Genomic DNA, 16,812 nt, shown 5'->3' on the forward strand with positions numbered 1-16,812 from the left:
AACTTGATCCCGCACAATGAAGAGAACCCAGCGCACCCCTTTGATCTGCGTCCTGTCGGCCGCAGCGGCGATGACCTACGGCGCGATGAGCCTGGCGCAGAACGCCTTGCCCACCGCGTCCAGCCTGAATGCGCCCGCCCGCGATATCGCGGTGGCCGTCAAAGGCCAGCAGACGCTCATGCTGGATGGTGCGCCCGCGCGCATCGCCATCGGCGATCCCGATGTGGCCGACGTGAAGGTGCTGTCCGCCTCGGGCAAGCGCCAGGCGTCGGTGCTGTTGTACGGCAAGAAGGCGGGCACTACCACGCTGCAGATCTGGACGGGCGCCAATGCCGCGCCGCAGCTCTGGACGGTGCGGGTGGCCGGCACGGTTCAGCAGGTACTGGCCGGGCGTGGGGTGGCCGGCGGCGCCAATATCGACGTGGCGGGCGACCGCGCCGTGGTGTCCGGCCAGGCCGAGTCGCCGCAGTCGCACCAGGCCTCAGTGGCCGCCGCGGGCGCCGCCGTCGGCGACAAGAACGTGGTCGACGTGTCCACCGCGGGCACAGGCGGGGTGGTGCAGGTGGAAGTCAAGGTGGTCGAGGTGTCGCGTTCGGTCATGAAGCAGGCGGGCATCAGTTTTGCCGGCCGCAGTGGTCCTTGGGGGGGAACCAACTCGATCACGCCTGACGGATTCACGGCGCCGCTGGGCTTCAGCAAGACTGCGGCGCTGTCGTCGGGCTTTTCCTTGTTCTACGATTCCAACGATTTCAGCGCGCGCCTGCGTCTGTTGCAGAACAACGGCATGGCGCGCGTGCTGGCCGAACCCACGCTGGTGGCCCTGACCGGGCAAAGCGCCAGCTTCCTGGCGGGCGGCGAGCTGCCGATTCCCGAGGCGGGCGGCCTGGGCACGACCACGGTGACGTTCAAGCCGTTCGGTATCGGCCTGACGGTGACGCCGACCGTGCTGTCGCGCGACCGGATCGCGCTGAAGGTGGCGCCCGAGGCCAGCGAGCTGGACTACAGCAACGCCATCGCGGTATCGAACGGCACCAATTCGACCACGCTGATCCCGGCGCTGCGCACCCGCCGCGCCGACACCACGGTCGAACTGGGCGATGGCGAAAGCTTCGTGGTCAGCGGCCTGGTGTCGCGCCAGACCAAGGCGCTGGTCAATAAAGTGCCGATGCTGGGCGACCTGCCCATCATCGGGTCGTTCTTCCGCAGTCTGGACTACACCCAGGAGGATACCGAGCTGGTCATCGTGGTGACGCCGCGACTGGTGCGGCCCATTGCACGCGGCGTGACATTGCCGCTGCCCGGGGCCAAGCAGGAAGCGACCGACACTGCGTTCAATGCTTGGGGCTACTACCTGATGGGTCCCATGGGCGGGCAGCAAATGCCGGGCTTTTCACGGTGAGCAATATGAAGACACATGCCAGGGAGTGGGTTGGCTTGCAAAACGGCAACCGGTTTCTGTTTTGTTCCAAGGGCGACGGCGTGGCCGCACAGCTCGGACAGGCGCTGGGCGACATGGGCATGTTGACCCAGGAAGTGCCCGGCGTCGAAGAACTGGGCCGCCGCCTGACCGAGATCGAGCCCCAGGTGGTGTTCCTGGATTTCACGTTGAGCGAGGACGAGCCGGGCAAGCTGTTCAAGTCGGCCGAATTGGCGCGCCTGCTGGCGCGCATCGCGCCGACGATACCGCGCGTGGCCGTAGGGCTGCTGAGCCAGCCCGAGGGCGCCATCGCGGCCTTGCGTGCCGGCGTCAGCGATTTCGTCGATCCCACCGTGGCCCCGCAAGAGGTCAAGGATGTGGTGCAGCGCCTGCTGGACGTGCCGGCAGGCGGCGTCCGGATGGATGGCTCGCGGCGCAGCGTGCTGCTGCTGGGCGCGCGTCCGGGGGTGGGCACCAGCACGCTGGCTGTGCATCTGGCCGGCATGGTGCAGGACCGCCTGAAGCACATGCACGGCGTGCGGGCGACGGCGTCCGGCGCCAAGGCCGCCAAGCCGGCCGCCGATAGCGGCAGCAACCTGCCCCTGAGCAGCCGCGTCGCCCTGATGGACCTGGGTTGGCCGGTGGGCGACTGCCAGCTGTACCTGAACATCGGCAGCGATTTCGACTTTGCCGAGGCCGCGCGCAACCTGCGCCGCCTGGATTCCACCTTGCTCAGTTCGGCCATGGCGCATACCGCCAGCGGCCTGAGCGTGCTGGCCCTGCCGCGTGACCTGGGCCAGATGCGCGACGTATCGCAGTCCGACTCGCTGCTGGTGTTCGAACGCATGCGCCAGCATTTCGGCGTGGTGGTGGCGGACTCCGGCGGATTTACCAACCCTGAATTCGTCGCGGGCCTGGCGCGCGCCTCGCAACAGAACTGGATCGTCACCGACCAGAGCGTGGGCGCGCTGGTGTCGCTGGCCGGTCTCTTGCAGGAACTGGAGCAACTGCACGTCGATCGTCGCAGCCTGGGCCTGATCGTGAACCGCTACGACGAACGCTACGGCATGACGGCCCAGCAGATCGCCGAACGCTTCCAGCTGGAACTGGTCGGCACGCTGCCGGACCGCACGCTGGCGCTGATGGTGTGCACCAACCAGGGCCATCTGCTGCACGAGGAAGCCGAGCGCGACGTCTACGTCCGCGCGGTCCAGGCGCTGGCCGAGAAGCTGAGCGCGGAAGAAAACACACCGGGCGGCCGGGCAAGCTGGCTGGCCACATGGCTGCCCGGCGTGCACCGCCGCATGGTGGTCGAATAACGGACGGCGGCGGAATCCGACATGATCATGACAGCGACCATAGAATTCGGCGGCGAGGGCGACAAGGGTTTTGCGTCGTCCAACCGCTTCCAGGAAGTGAAGACGGCGGCCTACGAGCACCTGCTTTCCCGTATTGAAGAGCTGGGGGCGGAGTTCGGCAGATGGGCGCGCTCGGCCATCCAGGAGTTCGTGGATATCGAGGTGGCCAGCTTCGTGCGCCTGCGCCGGGTGCCGATCAACGAAGGGGAGATGCGGCAGATCGCCGAGGCCCTGACCAAGGAACTGGCCGGCCTGGGGCCGCTGGAAGACCTGCTGGCCGATCCGGCCGTCGAAGACATCCTGATCAACGGCTACGACAACGTATTCGTCTCGCGCCGCGGCGTGCTGGCGCGCGAGACGCTGCGCTTTACCGACAACCAGCACGTGCTGCGCATCGTGCGGCGCATTCTGGCGCCCATCGGCCGCCGGCTGGATGAATCCAGCCCCATGGTCGATGCGCGGCTGCCCGACGGCGGCCGCCTGAACGTGGTGATCGAGCCGCTGGCCGTGGACGGACCGATGGTCTCGATCCGCAAATTCCGCCAGGACCCGCTCAAGCCGGCCGACCTCCTGACGCTGGGCACCTTCGACGAAGAGATCTATCGCCTGTTGCACGAAGCGGTGAAGAACCGCTGCAACATCCTGGTGTCGGGCGGGACCAGCTCGGGCAAGACTTCTCTGTTGAACGCGATGGCGTTCTTCATTTCCGAGACCGAGCGCGTGGTGACGGTGGAAGACACGGCGGAACTGTCGCTGAACCACCCGCACGTGGTGCGCCTTGAATCGCGCCAGGGCGGTTTTGACGGCAGTGGCGCCGTCAGCATCCGCGAACTGATCCGCAACAGCCTGCGCATGCGGCCGGACCGCGTGGTGGTGGGCGAAGTGCGCGGCGCCGAGGTCATGGACATGCTGCAGGCCATGAACACCGGCCACGAAGGGTCGATGGCCACCATCCACGCCAACTCGCCGCGCGAATGCCTGTACCGGATCGAGATGCTGGCCGGTTTTGCCGGTTTCCAGGGCAGCGAGGACAGCCTGCGGCGCCAGATCGCCAGCGCGCTGGATTTCATTGTGCAGATCGGACGCCTGTCCAACGGCAAGCGCCGGGTGTTGTCGGTCACCGAAGTCACCGGCATGGGCGACAGCGTGATCTCGACGCAGGAACTGTACCGCCACGAAACCTTCGCCACGCCGGAAGGCGAGGAGAAGGACCGCTGGAATTGGCTGGGCATCCATCCGCATACGCCCAAGCTGGCGAAGATGCGCAACGAACAGCGGCCCGCCGAGCCCTCGCCGGGCGAGCCGGACGGCGCAGGCGGCGGCTTCTGGAGCAGGAGGCGCTGATGCTGCAAGCGGCCGTCATCGGGGGCTTGGCGCTGCTGTTCGCGGTGGCGGCGGTGCTGCTGTGGCGTCACGCCAATAGCGGCGCGCGCCGGGCGGCCAGTTCCGCGTTCCTGGAAGACCAGCTGCGGCGCAGCCGCGGCGCGCCGGTCACGGGAAAGATGCCGTTCGCGCAAGGCGCGCGCGCCTTGCGCAGCGGCTTTTCGCGTTGGGACATGCTGCTGCTGCAAGGCGGCGTGCGCCAGAGCCCGGGCTTTTACGCCAAGCTGATCCTGCCCGTCGTGGTGGGGGCACTCCTGGCCTGGCTGTTCCTGGGCTGGCTGTCGGGCGTGGTGGCGTTGGTGCTGCTGTCGGTGTTCGCGTATTTCCTGCTGTGGCTGCGCGCCGACCGGCGCCAGCGGCGGCGCGTGTCGCAACTGCCGGCCTTCCTGGACAACATCGTGCGCCTGGTCACCATCGGCAACAGCATGGCGTCGGCGTTCCAGACGGCGGCGGCGACCACTGATGAGCCGCTGCGCGAAGTGGTCGAGACCGCAGCCGCCCTGAGCCGTTCGGCCAAGGAGCTGGACGCGGCGCTGGTGCAGGTATCGCGCCAGTACGACATGAAGGAACTCTACATGGTGGCGGCAGTGGTGTCGGTCGCGCTGCGCTTTGGCGGCCGCAGCGACCAGGTGCTGGAACGCATGGCTGCCTTCATGCGCGACATCGGCCAGGCGCGCGCGGAACTCACGGCCAGTTCGGCCGAGATCCGCCTGTCGGCCTGGATCCTGGCGTTGCTGCCCTTGGGCATCGCCGGCTTCATCATGGTGGCCAACAACGATCTGTTCATGGGGCTGTGGGTGGACCCCCTGGGCTTCAAGATGCTGATGACCGCGGTGGGCCTGCAGTTGGCCGGCTCGTACATCCTGTATCGCATGGCCAAGGCCATTTGAGGACGGCGCGGATGCAAGCCCTTCAATCCTGGAATGTCTCGACGGTGCTGGCCGTGGCGCTGATGCTGGTGGCCGCCGCCATGCTGATCCTGGGCCTGAGCATGACGCGGCGCCTGCGCGGGCAAGATCGCAGCCGGCAGGTGGTGGAGCAGGCGCTGGCCACGCGTGAAGGCCGCGCCAAGACGGCCGCGGCGGTGGCCGCCGAGGGCGGGCAGGGCCGCTTGGCCGCGGCGACGCGCGCCGCCGATTCGTTCGGCAAGCGCCTGAGCGAAGGCCGCTTCGCCGAGGCCCTGTTGGCCGGCGAGGACCGCAAGCTGGTGGATATGGCCGGCTACGAGAACCCCGCCACGGCGCGGCTGCGTTTCATCGTGGCGCGCTTCACGCTGGCGCTGCTGCTGCCGGCGGCGGCGGTGGGCTGGGACCTGGGGCGCAAGGTCAGCGACTCGTCGCTGGGCCTGTTCGTGGCGGCGTTCTTCGGCTTTGCCATCGGCTACATGCTGCCCAAGTGGTTCGTGCGCCGGCGCCTGTCGCGGCGCCGCAAGCAGGCCGCCAACGAGCTGCCGCTGCTGATCGACCTGCTGCGGCTGTTGCAGGGCGTGGGCCTGTCGATCGACCAGAGCCTGCAAGTGTTGATCAAGGAATTCGACCAGGTGATGCCGGTGCTGGCCTACGAGCTGCGGCTGGCGTCCGAACTGTATGTGCGCGGGCGCACCCGCGAGCAATCGCTGGCGCGCCTGGCGGGCGGCTTTGACAACGACGACCTGTCGGCCATCTGCCGCCTGATCGCCCAGGTGGACCAGCACGGCGGCGCGGTGCAGGAACCGCTGAATCGTTTCGGAGAACGGCTGCGCGAGAAGCGGCGGCTGGAGTTGAAGGAGAAAGTGGGCAAGACCACCGTCAAGATGACGGCGGTCATGATCGTGACCTTGTTGCCGGCGCTGTTGATCGTGACCGGCGGGGCGGGGTTTGTTGCGGTGTTGCGCGGCTTGTCGCGCATGGGGGGCATGTGATGGCAGGCGGTATCGAAAGCGCGGGACGCGCGTGGCGTTGGACCCTGGCGGCGGCTGTCGTCGTGGGCGCAGGGGGCCTGGCCGGATGCCAGAGCAACAACGCGGAAACTGCCTGGCAGCTGATCCAGCAACAGCAGCAGGAACAGGCCCTGATGCGCCAGCGCGAGGACGAGGCCGAGAACCGGCGCAAACCGGCCGAGCCGGAGATGATGCTGTCCATGATCGCCGAGTCGCAGCGCCAGGAGCGCTATTTCGCGTCTTTGGCCTATATCGAGGCGTTCCAGCAGAAGTTCGGCAACGATCCGCGCGTGGCGGTCATGCGGGCAGAAGCCTTGCGCCAGACCGGGCAGGCGGCATCCAGCGAACAGGCTTACCGCGCATTGCTGGGCACCGCGCAGGCGGCCGACGGCTGGCATGGCCTGGGGCTGATCGCCGGGTCGCGCGGCCAGTTCGAGCAGGCGGCCGACGATTTCGCGCGCGCCGCCAAGCTGTCGCCGATGGACCCGCGCATCCTGGGCGACCTGGGCTATGCGCGGTTGCGCGCCGGGGATCCGGCCGGCGCCCGCGTGCCGTTGGGGCAGGCGGCCGAACTGGCGCCGGACAGCGGCAAAGTGCTGGCTAACCTGGCCCTGCTGCTGCTGGTGGAAGGCGAGCCGGTGCGGGCCAAGAACGTGATGGATCGCGCCCAGCTCAGCGACGAGGCTCGCGGCCAGGTGTTGCGCCTGGCGTCCGAGATCCGCAGCCAGACGGCCGCGCCGATGGCCGCCGCGCCGGCCGGCGGCGGTACGGCCGCGGGCACCGATACGCAGGCGACCCGGGTGTCTCGTGGCGAAGGCATCGTGATGCCGGTCATGAGCCCCTTGATGGACAGACTGGGCAACGGGCCCATCATGCGTTAACCGACTCCAGGAACCTTAGCCATGTCTCGAACCGTTGCTTTCGCTCCGTTTTCCCTGGCGCTGATTCTGGCGGCCCTTGCGCCGTCGGTCGGCCACGCGCAATCGAACGCGCCCCTGACCGGCAGCATGACCGGCGGCGGCGTGGCCCAGGCCACGCCCGTGCCCGCTGCGCCGCCCGCGGCGGCACCGGCCGCGCCGGCTGCGCAGATGCCGTCGCGTCCGGTGGTGCAGCAGGTGCAGACCCCGATGCCCCAGCCCACCCCCCAGGCCGCCCCGCAAGCCGCCGAGGCGCCGGAGGCTTTCGGCGACATTACGCGCGGCCTGCTGGCCGCCCAGGCCGACGGCCGCCGCGCGGGCGCGGCGTTGCCGGTGCTGGGCCCGGTGTCGACCGCCGCCTGGAACCGCTACGTGGACAGCTTCACCCGGCCGATCCCCGAGTGGTTCACCAAGCGCGTGCAGACCAACAACACCAATTAGCGTTCTTCCGTTCCGGAGTCGCGATCATGCCAGCCCCTTCTTCTTGTCCTGCGTTCCCCCTGCGGCAGCGTGGCAGCATGACGGTGGCCATCGTATTCGCGGTCATCGTCGGCCTGGTGCTGCTGGGCGTTGCCCAGCTGGGCTATGCCTATTACATGAAGCGGGAAATGCAGAAGGCCTCGGACCTGGCCGCGCTGTCGGCGGTGCAGGTGCTGGGCATGGGCGCGCCCGCCGATTGCACGCGGGCACAGGCGGCCGGCCAGACGGCCGTGCTGGCCAACGTGCCCAATATCCTGGACACGTTTTCCGCGGGCGACGTGACGGTGGAGTGCAAGGTGTGGGACAACACCCGCGCCGATCCCACCGGTATGTATGTGTTCGATCCGGCCAGCGGACAGGTGCCGAACGCGCTGCGCATCACCATCAACAAGACCCTGACCAGCCTGATTCCCAGTTTTTCCGGCGGCACGTCCGGCGGCACGGCAGTGCAGGTGGTGTCGGTGGCGGCCAGCACGCAGCCGGTGGCGGTCTTCACCGTCGGCTCGCGTCTGTTGCGCTTGCAGAAGGGGGGCCTGCTGTCGCAGCTGCTGTCCACCGTGGGCGCGTCGCCCGCGCAGCTGGACATCCTGGACGCGGCGGGCCTGGCTACCGTCAACATCACCCCGTCCGGCCTGCTGGAAGCGCTGGGCCTGCCGGTGTCGGTGGCGACCGGCGTCGGCACGCCGTCGCAACTGGCGGCGCTGAACAACCTGACGCTGGGCCAGTTGCTGCAGGCCACGCTGACGGTCATGAACAAGGCCGGCAACACCGCCGGCGCCAGCCTGGGGCTGCTGAGCAATGCTATCAACGTGGTGCTGAACGTGATGCCCGTGAACCTGCCGGTCAAGCTGTTCGGCGACGGCGGCATCCTGGACCTGAACGTGGTGGGCGGCGACATCAACTCGGCCCTGCAGGCCAACATCAATGCCCTGAACGTGCTGGAGACCGCGCTGGTCATCGCCAACGGCCAGAACCTCGTCAACCTGGGCCTGAACGTGCCGTTGCTGGGGGTGCAGTCGCAAGTGCGCATCGTCGAGCCGCCGACCATCGGCGTGGGCGGCGTGGGCACGCAGGCGACCAGCGCCGGCATTCGCGTGTACTTGCGCGCCAACACCAGCAACATCCCGCTGCTGGGGCCGCTCCTGGCCAACACGCTGGGTACCAAGGTCGACCTGCCGGTCATCATCGATGTGGCGCAATCCACCGGCACCGTGTCCAAGCTGTGCCAGGCGCCCTTGACCCAGCAGCAGGCCACCATCGATGTCACGTCGTCGGTGGCCAACATCTGCGTGGGCCGCTTCCCCGGCATGTCGTCGGCCACCGACAACGTGCAGGCGAACTTCCTGTCCATCACCAACAGCTGCCAACCCAGCTCGTTCGCCGCCATCCAGCGCCACCAGATCCTGAATGTGCTGGGCATCCTGCCGCTGACCGCCAAGGTCACGCTGCCGATCTTCAATTCGACGGCGCCGGTGTCCGTCACGCTGACCCAACCGCCTTCGCCCAATTCCACGGCCACCGTCAACGCCACGTCCATCAACCTGGGCGCGCTGGCCTCGAACCTGGCCGACGCACTGATCGGCGGCATCCTGGGCGATCTGGTCGGGACCGGCACGCCGCTGACACCGGACCAACGTACTGGCCTGGCCACCGACCTGGTGGGCGGGGGCGGCAACAACCCCGGCAATTCGATCTCGCAAGTGGTCAACAACATGCAGTGGTCGACCACCGCGCTCAATCAGCTGAGCCAGCGCCTGTCCACCGGCGGCCTGACCGGCGTGCTGGGCGGCACCTTGCAACTGGTGGGCAACATCCTGAATTCGCTGTTGCTGGCGCCCTTGAGCGACCTGACCTGCTCGCTGGCGATCGTGCCCGACGCCATCCGCCAATGCCGCGTCAACGCGGTGGCCTCGCTGGCGCTCAGCGGCGGCAACCAGATCGGCGGCGTGCTGTCGATCGTGGTGGCGTTGCTGCAGCCGCTGCTGGGCATGCTGTCGACCCTGCTGCAGCAACTGCTTGACATGCTTGGCCTGAGCGTCGGCCAAACCGATGTATCGCTGCTGTCCGTGGACTGCGGCAAGCCCCGTCTGGTGTATTGATGATGAAGCCCTTGAACCCTGTCCCGCCCTGGCCGGCCCGGTGCTCGCCATGACCCAGAAATTCTCGCGCGAAGAATTCGACGTGTATGTCTGGGAGGGCACGTCCGATATCGCCAGCCGCGCCGAGCGCTGCCTGGTGGGCATGGACGTGTCCCTGGTGCGCGCGGATGCCGGCACGGCGTTTCCGCCGCCGCGTGATCCGACCCGGCCCGCCGTCGCGCTGGTATCGGTGTCGGTCATGGGCGATAACCGTTTCAGCGGTTACGACTGGCTGTCGGTGCAGGCCATGCCCGTCATCTGGGTGGCCGCCGAGGCGCGCGGCCGTGATCCGCGTTACTACCCGCCCGAATATTCCTACACGCTGCCGCTGGCGTTCACCACCACCGACCTGCGCAAGCTGCTGTTCGAGCTGCTGGGCACGCTGGACCAGGTCAACCGGTCTGCGCCGCGACGCGAACAGCCGCTGATCGCGGTTTCCGAGCCGATGCGGGCGCTGCTGGCCGAGGCCGACATGTTCGCCGACTGCCGCAGCAATGCGCTGATCCATGGCGAGACCGGCGTCGGCAAAGAACGTATCGCACGGCTGCTGCACGACCATGCGGCCTGGTCCGACGGGCCGTTCGTGGCGGTCAATTGCGGCGCCATTCCCGAGGGCCTGTTCGAGGCGCATTTCTTCGGCCATGCCAAGGGCGCCTTCACCGGCGCGGTAGGCGCGCACAAGGGTTACTTCGAGCAGGCCAGCGGCGGCACGCTGTTCCTGGATGAAATCGGCGACCTGCCGCTATACCAGCAGGTCAAGCTGTTGCGGGTGCTGGAGCAGAGCGCCGTGACCCGGCTGGGGTCGACGGTGGAGATTCCGGTCGATTTCCGCCTGGTGGCCGCCACCAACAAGGACCTGCGGGTGCTGGTGGGGCAGGATGAGTTCCGCGCCGACCTGTATTACCGGCTGGCCGTCATTGAATTGCGCATTCCCAACCTGGAGCAGCGTGGCCCCGAAGAAAAGGCCGCCATTTTCCGCGGCCTGCTTGAACGCATGGGTTGCGAAGGCGAACCGCCGCCCTGGCTGATCGAACGGGTGGCGCGCACGCGCTATGCGGGCAATGTGCGTGAACTGTCCAACGTCGCCGAGCGCGTGGCGATCGTGCGGCGTCAGTTCAAGGCCTGGGACCAGCCGCGCATCGAACGCATTTTCGACCAGTTGGCCGAACCGCTGCGGGCCACGGGGGCGCTGGGCGGGGCGGGCGCCAATACCCAGTGCGAACCACCGGTGTTCACCGACGCCGAGCGCGCCGAACGCGCCCGCATCCTGGCCGCGCTGGATGTGAATGGCTGGCGGCGGCAGGATACCGCCAATACCCTGGGCATCAGCCGCAAGGTGCTTTGGGAGAAAATGCGCAAACTGCATTTGGGCGGCGGGCAGGGGGAAACCGCCGACGGCATTATCGAAGCGTCCTGATGGGTATGGGGCGCGCAGTATGCCGGTATTTTCAACGCGGTTTTCTGGACGGCCATATAACGCGCAATAGGGAATCCCCCTTAGCGCACGACATTATCTGGGCGTGCTATGTAAGTGCGTCTGCTTCAAGCGAAATAAATTGCTATAGTTCCGCAACGATTTTTTTGGGGAAGGCATGAACGTCCACTTTATCCGTGCCGCTGCGCGCATGGCGCTGCTGGGTACGGCCCTGTCCGGCCTGGCGGCATGCGCCAGCGCGCAATCCGAACCCCCGCGGCCCACGGTCCAGCAGGTCGAGGACAAGCAGGCCGCGTCCACGCCGGTGACCCCGCCCGCGCCGGCGCCTGCCGCGCGCCCGTCATCCACGGTGGCCGAGTTGCAGGGGTTGATCCAGAACCGCCAGGTTTCCGAGCTGCGTACGAGCTATAACGGCACGTACGGCGCCAGCCTGCTGTTCAAACCGGACGATCTGACCTACTACGTGGCCCTGTTCCAGCAGAAGGATTTCTGGCGGGTGCTCAAGACCCAATCCGACAAGCAGGCCGAAGCCACGTACCGGGCCTTTGCCGCCCAGTCCGTCGACCTGGCGGAAGTGGATATCAAGCGCATCAAGCTGCAGGCTGAATACACCCACGCCGAAAAGCTCCTGGCCAGCCGCAACGCCGAACTGAGCACGCTGCAGGCCGACCGCACGCTGCGCATGCAGCAGGAAGAGCAGGTTGCTGCCCGCCAGGAACAGTCGCGCCAGGAAGCCACCGCGCTGGCCGACCAGCAAAAGGACGTGCGCCAGCAACTGCGTGACCTGCAACGCCAGATCGACGCCTTGCAAGCCCAGCAGGCGCAGATCGGCCAATCTACCGCGGCCCCCAAGCGCGGCAAGTAAGCCAGGACACGTCAGCGCCTTGGCGCAGGCGAAAGCGGGCCCGCGGGCCCGCTTTTTCTTTGAATCGGCCAAAACCCCGTCGGCGGCATGGCCGTAAGGCCCGCGCCAGGGCTTTCTTGTATTCTGGCTGCCAACCCCCATATTCCATCCATGGCTCTCAAAGTTTTCGACCTCCAGTGCGAGCACGGCCACATTTTCGAAGGCTGGTTCGGTTCGCACGAAGACTATGACGCGCAGCAGGCGCGAGGCCTGGTGTCGTGCCCCGTCTGTGCCTCGGCCACCATTACCAAGCGCCTGTCGGCGCCGCGCCTGAACGTGGCGCACCTGCACGCGCCCGCCACGCCGCCGGCGCCGCCGGCCGGGGCGTCGGATGCCGAGAAGATGTCGGCCTTGCAGGCCGTGGTCATGCGCCAGGTCAGGGCGTTGCTGCGCAATACCGAAAACGTGGGACCGCGCTTTGCCGAGGAAGCGCGCCGCATGCACGAGGGTGACGTCGATGAGCGCCCGATCCGCGGCACGGCCACGCCTGAAGAGCGCGAGGCGCTGGCCGAAGACGGCATCGACGTGATGGCCGTGCCGGATTTCCTGGACGACGATCGCCTGCAATAAATGGTGGGCCCCCACGCTGCGCGCTTTGCGCTTGCTGCCCCCCGTGGGGGCTGCCCGGCCTTCGGGCGGCCGGGCGGCCGGGCATAAAAAAGCGCCAGACCCGTTAGGGCTGGCGCTTTTTTGTACCTGCTGCCGGCTTAGTTGTTGACGCGGCTGCGGTATTCGTTCGTGCGGGTGTCGATTTCGATCTTGTCGCCGATGGCGCAGAACAGCGGCACGTTCAGTTCGTAGCCGGTGTTGATCTTGGCCGGCTTGGTCACCTTGCCCGACGTGTCGCCGCGGACGGCCGGTTCGGTGTAGGTGATTTCGCGGACGATGGTCGTGGGCAGTTCCACCGAGATGGCGCGGCCGTCGTAGAAGACCACTTCCACGGGCATCGCTTCTTCCAGGTAGTTCAGGGCATCGCCCATGCTTTCGGCTTCGATTTCGTACTGGTTGTACTCTTCGTCCATGAAGACGTACATCGGGTCGCCGAAGTAGGAGTACGTGCACTCCTTGCGATCCAGTTGGACGACTTCGAACTTTTCGTCGGCCTTGTAGACCGATTCGCTGGCCGAGGCGGTCAAGAGGTTCTTGAACTTCAGCTTCACAACAGCGGCGTTACGGCCGGACTTGTTGTATTCGGCCTTCTGGACCACGAGGGGATCCTTGCCGACCATGACCACGTTGCCGACTCGCAATTCCTGAGCGGTTTTCATCGATAAAACTCCGGGGGGGATGGGTGCACTCGCCGTGCTAGCAAAAAGCCGCAACGCCCCTTTGCAGGGCCCGCGAGTCAATCACGTTGATAACGTGTCAACGGCGACAGCTGCCTGACCTGGCCAGCGTTCTCGGCTTCATGCACACCCCGGGAGGCGACATAGTTGAGGCCCGGTAATTCCTGGGCGACTCAGAAAACTCTCTATTCTAACGTTTCTTGGCTAACTCTGCGCAAAAACCAGCCAGATTTTCCGCCAGATCCGGCTGGGCGGCCTGTGCGAGGTCCCAGTCGCGGGCGCTTTGCGTCCAGGCCGGCCAGGCGGCGGGCGCCAGGGCGTCGGCCAGGGCGCGGGCCGTGGCTCCGGGGTTGGCGGGCAGATTCCAGGCGCGGATCAGCGCCGCGGCGGTTTCCGGGGCCGGATAGCGCGCCAGCCAGGCCTCGAGCTTTTCCAGGTGGATATTTTCTTCCTGGGGGTAGATCTGCCAGACCAGCGGGCGGGCGGCCCAGGCGGCGCGCACGAAGGAATCTTCTCCGCGCACGAAATTCAGGTCGGCGCACCACAGCACACGGTCGTAGTCGGGCTGGGCGACGAAGGGCAACCGCGCCACGGCTGGGCCGCCGGTTCGTGCGCAGGCGGCTTCCAGGCCAGGCGCCACGCCCTGGGGCGCCAGCAGCAGGGTGGGAACAGGATCGTCGGCCAGGGCCTGGACCAGGCCGTCCAGCGGGGCGCTGGGGTAGCAAAACAGGGACACCGTACGGGCGCCCGTGCGCCGTGGCGACAGCAGCGCGTCCGACACGCCCAGGTTGCGCAGAAAGGCCTCCTGCGCGCCGGGATCGGCTTGAAAAGCGTTGCGTTCGGCCGACAGGGCGGGCTCGCGCAGCAGGCCGCCGGTGGCGGGCGTGAATCCGGGAAAGAAGAAATGCTTCACCAGGCCGTCGGGCCGCTGCGACGGCAGGCCGTGGCAGCTTTCGACCCAGGCTTCGGCGCTGAGATATTCCAGATTGATCCAGACCGGATGGGTGCGCCGCATGCTGTCCAGGAACCCGGCCGGGGGATCACAGGCAAAGGCCTCGATCACCACGTCGCGGGCCGCCAACGTGGGGTCGGGCGTGTCGGACCAATGCACGATGTCGATGCCCTGGCAGGCCTGGCGCGCCTGGTCGGCGGCAATGCCGGGCTGGATGCGGGCAAAGCTGGCCAGGTCGTCGACCCACAGGCGGACGTCCCAGCCGCAGCCGTGCGCCAGGCGGCGTGCCAGCCGCCAGCAGACGCCGATGTCGCCGTAGTTGTCGACGACCCGGCAGAAGATGTCCGCTTGCATGGCCGCCGATCAGTGGAATTTGGCGGGAGCGGCTTCGGCGTCTTCGGGCAGTTCGGCGTGCACCAGTTCGCCCAGGGGATTGGGGAAGTAGGGCGCGCCGCAGTCTTCGCAGTATTCCGGCGGCAGCACGCCCGGAATGCGGCGTACGTCGTTCACGCCATATTCCTTGAGCAGGGCCGCGATTTCGTCGACGACGTCGGGCTGGCCTTCGTCGCCGGGCAGGTCTTCTTCGCGGCCGTACAGCGGCCAGACGCAGCCATAGTAGACGTCGTTGCTGTTGCGCGCCGTGAAGCTGATGCGGTATTCGTCCACGCGGTTTTCACCGCAGCCAGCCACCACCGCGCGCAGTTGCGAGGCGTCGAGGCTGACCGCGCCTTCGAGCCAGCTGATGGCAGCGCGCAGCGACAGCGGCCGCACGCGGCGGTCGGCTTCGCGGTTGCTGACGTAGTAGGCGTCGGGCAGCAGCGATTCAAACCCGCAGCCCGGCAGCAAGGCGGCCAGCGTGGGCTGGGCCTGGGCGGCCCATTGTTCCTGGCAGGCGTCGCGGCTGGCGTCGGCCTCGCCGATCTGTTCCTGCCAGCGGAAGACGGGCGCGAATTCCGGCACCGCCACCGCTGCCACGATGTAGCGCGTGTCGGCCAGCATGTTGGCGGTTTCGGCTTCGGTGTTCAGGGTGGGCTTGGTGGTTTCGGCGCCGAGTGCCTGCGAACCCAGGCGTTGCAGCCACTGCCAGGTTTCGGAGAAGGTGCGCGGCATCTGGTCGACGCTGACCAGCCACGGCATCAGCGCCGTGCGGGCCTGGCTGGACAGCACGTGGCCGTGCAGCTGGGCCAGCAGCGCCTGCTGGGCGCTGGCGGACACGGCGCCGGTGGGAATGGCGTAGCGGGTCCAGGCCACGATGGGCGCAACGATCAGCAGCACGTCGTAGCGCACGCCGTTTTTCTCGATCTTCATCGATTCGGACAGGGTTTCGGCCTGTTCGATCAGGACTTCGTAGGCGCCCACGTCGCTTTGGGCGAGATGGTCCAGGGCGGCCTCCAACGGGGCGTCCTGGCTTGCCTTGAGCAGCTTCGGAATCGCTTCGCCAAGCTGGTTCTCCCAGAACACGTCTTCAACGCGGCTGCCCGAGCGGTTGAGCGACTGGGCAAGGGTGACCAGGCGGGTGGCATCGCGGTTCATGCGGGGAGCGGATTGGCTGCGGGATCGGGCCATAACTTCGGGGGCGTCCAGTAAGTGTGTAACGACGTAGTTTAACGCCCGCCACGGCCGCGGGCAGCAGGGGCGCGCGGCAACGCCGGCAGCGGGTCAGGCGGGCGCGGCGGCAGGACCTGTGCCGCCGTTGCCGACGGGCCGGTGCGTGTCGCATTGATGCTGATCGGGCAACAGATTATCCCTTTGGCGGGGGTTTATTGCCGAACGGAATCGACCGACAATCTTCCCATCGACATGATTTCCTGGAGTCACCGCCATGCGCTGGCCTACGCTTTTCGTTTCCCATGGTTCCCCCATGCTGGCCGTGGAGCCCGGTTTGACCGGCCCCGCGCTGGCCGCCTGGAGCCAGGCCCAGGGCCGCAAACCGCGCGGCATCCTGGTGGTTTCGCCGCACTGGATGGGCCAGGGCCTGGCCCTGTCCACCCGCGACCAGCAGGTGGCCTGGCACGATTTCGGCGGGTTTCCGCCCGAGCTCTACACGCTGCAATACGCCGCGCCCGGTTCGCCGGAACTGGCCGCGCGGGTGCAAAGCCTGCTGGCCGAGTCCGGCATTGCCGCCGATCGCGATCCGCGCCGGCCGCTGGATCACGGCGCCTGGGTGCCGCTGCGCTATCTGTATCCCGAGGTCGACGTGCCGGTGGTGCAACTGTCGCTGGACATGGGGCGCGACGCGGCGGCGCAGTTCGAGCTGGGCCGCGCCCTGGCGCCGCTGCGCGACGAAGACATCCTGATCATCGGATCGGGTTCGCTGACACACAACCTGCGCCACGTGCGCATGCCGCAGGACGCGCCGCCGGTGCCGTATGTGCCGGCGTTCCAGGACTGGTACGCCCGCCACCTGGCCACCCACGACGTGCCGGCGCTGCTGGACTGGCAGGCGCAGGCGCCGGGCGCGTCGCAGGCGCATCCGCACGACGATCACCTGATGCCGCTGTACGTGGCGCTGGGGGCGGGCGGTGCACAGGCCACGCGGCTGACCGACGAGATCTCGTACGGCGCGCTGGCGATGGATGCCTACGCGTTCGACTAGGGCGTGGCGTGCGCCCAGCCGCTGAGTG

At 67.5% G+C, this 16,812-nt stretch carries 15 protein-coding genes; 12 read left to right on the forward strand and 3 right to left on the reverse strand.

From position 1 onward, the window contains the following. Positions 1–16: 16 nt before the first annotated feature. From U858_RS0128495 to U858_RS0128545, 11 genes are all read left to right on the forward strand, one after another. A complete protein-coding gene (locus U858_RS0128495) occupies positions 17–1,399 on the forward strand; it encodes a type II and III secretion system protein family protein (RefSeq protein ID WP_025140522.1) in 1,383 nt (460 codons plus the stop codon). Beyond that, a complete protein-coding gene (locus U858_RS0128500; RefSeq protein WP_025140523.1) occupies positions 1,396–2,736 on the forward strand; it encodes a MinD/ParA family protein in 1,341 nt (446 codons plus the stop codon). The genes U858_RS0128495 and U858_RS0128500 overlap by 4 nt, the downstream gene beginning before the upstream one ends. A 21-nt stretch (positions 2,737–2,757) precedes the next feature. Beyond that, positions 2,758–4,119: a CpaF family protein gene (locus U858_RS0128505; protein WP_025140524.1), complete on the forward strand. Its 1,362-nt coding sequence runs from the start codon at positions 2,758–2,760 to the stop codon at positions 4,117–4,119. After that, positions 4,119–5,048 carry a type II secretion system F family protein gene (locus U858_RS0128510; RefSeq protein WP_029954418.1) on the forward strand — a complete coding sequence of 310 codons (930 nt, stop codon included), beginning with the start codon at positions 4,119–4,121 and terminating at the stop codon, positions 5,046–5,048. The genes U858_RS0128505 and U858_RS0128510 overlap by 1 nt, the downstream gene beginning before the upstream one ends. Positions 5,049–5,059: 11 nt before the next feature. Beyond that, the gene (locus U858_RS0128515; RefSeq protein WP_025140526.1) at positions 5,060–6,058 is read left to right on the forward strand and encodes a type II secretion system F family protein; all 999 of its coding nucleotides are present in this window, start codon (positions 5,060–5,062) and stop codon (positions 6,056–6,058) included. Next, on the forward strand, positions 6,058–6,957 hold the full coding sequence (locus U858_RS0128520) for a tetratricopeptide repeat protein (RefSeq protein ID WP_025140527.1): 900 nt from the start codon (positions 6,058–6,060) through the stop codon (positions 6,955–6,957). Before U858_RS0128515 ends, U858_RS0128520 begins: the two co-directional genes overlap by 1 nt. A gap of 21 nt (positions 6,958–6,978) precedes the next feature. Next, positions 6,979–7,434 (forward strand): DUF3613 domain-containing protein, encoded by a 456-nt coding sequence (locus tag U858_RS0128525; RefSeq protein WP_025140528.1) that lies wholly within the window; start codon positions 6,979–6,981, stop codon positions 7,432–7,434. Positions 7,435–7,460: 26 nt separating this feature from the next. Then, positions 7,461–9,572, forward strand: coding sequence for a pilus assembly protein TadG-related protein (locus tag U858_RS0128530; RefSeq protein ID WP_025140529.1), 2,112 nt, complete (start codon positions 7,461–7,463; stop codon positions 9,570–9,572). A gap of 49 nt (positions 9,573–9,621) precedes the next feature. After that, positions 9,622–11,028: a sigma 54-interacting transcriptional regulator gene (locus U858_RS0128535; RefSeq protein ID WP_025140530.1), complete on the forward strand. Its 1,407-nt coding sequence runs from the start codon at positions 9,622–9,624 to the stop codon at positions 11,026–11,028. Positions 11,029–11,203: 175 nt separating this feature from the next. Next, positions 11,204–11,911, forward strand: coding sequence for a DUF2968 domain-containing protein (locus tag U858_RS0128540; RefSeq protein ID WP_025140531.1), 708 nt, complete (start codon positions 11,204–11,206; stop codon positions 11,909–11,911). Between the two features lie 150 nt (positions 11,912–12,061). Then, entirely contained in the window at positions 12,062–12,520 is a 459-nt protein-coding gene (locus U858_RS0128545; RefSeq protein ID WP_025140532.1) for a DUF1178 family protein, read from the forward strand. A 137-nt stretch (positions 12,521–12,657) separates the two neighbouring features. Here U858_RS0128545 and efp read toward each other — a convergent pair whose 3' ends face one another. The 3 genes from efp to U858_RS0128560 all read right to left on the reverse strand — a co-directional run bounded on the left by efp (position 12,658) and on the right by U858_RS0128560 (position 15,754). Further along, positions 12,658–13,218: an elongation factor P gene (gene efp / locus U858_RS0128550; protein ID WP_006220534.1), complete on the reverse strand. Its 561-nt coding sequence runs from the start codon at positions 13,216–13,218 to the stop codon at positions 12,658–12,660. 208 nt (positions 13,219–13,426) lie between these two features. Further along, entirely contained in the window at positions 13,427–14,542 is a 1,116-nt protein-coding gene (gene earP / locus U858_RS0128555) for an elongation factor P maturation arginine rhamnosyltransferase EarP (RefSeq protein ID WP_025140533.1), read from the reverse strand. A 9-nt stretch (positions 14,543–14,551) separates the two neighbouring features. Next, positions 14,552–15,754, reverse strand: a complete 1,203-nt coding sequence (locus U858_RS0128560; protein WP_025140534.1) for a DUF2863 family protein — start codon at positions 15,752–15,754, stop codon at positions 14,552–14,554. Between the two features lie 256 nt (positions 15,755–16,010). Here U858_RS0128560 and U858_RS0128565 point away from each other — a divergent pair, with 256 nt between their 5' ends. Then, positions 16,011–16,784 carry a class III extradiol ring-cleavage dioxygenase gene (locus U858_RS0128565; RefSeq protein WP_025140535.1) on the forward strand — a complete coding sequence of 258 codons (774 nt, stop codon included), beginning with the start codon at positions 16,011–16,013 and terminating at the stop codon, positions 16,782–16,784. Positions 16,785–16,812 lie beyond the last annotated feature (28 nt).

This window comes from Achromobacter sp. DH1f (genome assembly GCF_000633435.1).
Lineage (GTDB): Bacteria > Pseudomonadota > Gammaproteobacteria > Burkholderiales > Burkholderiaceae_B > Achromobacter > Achromobacter deleyi.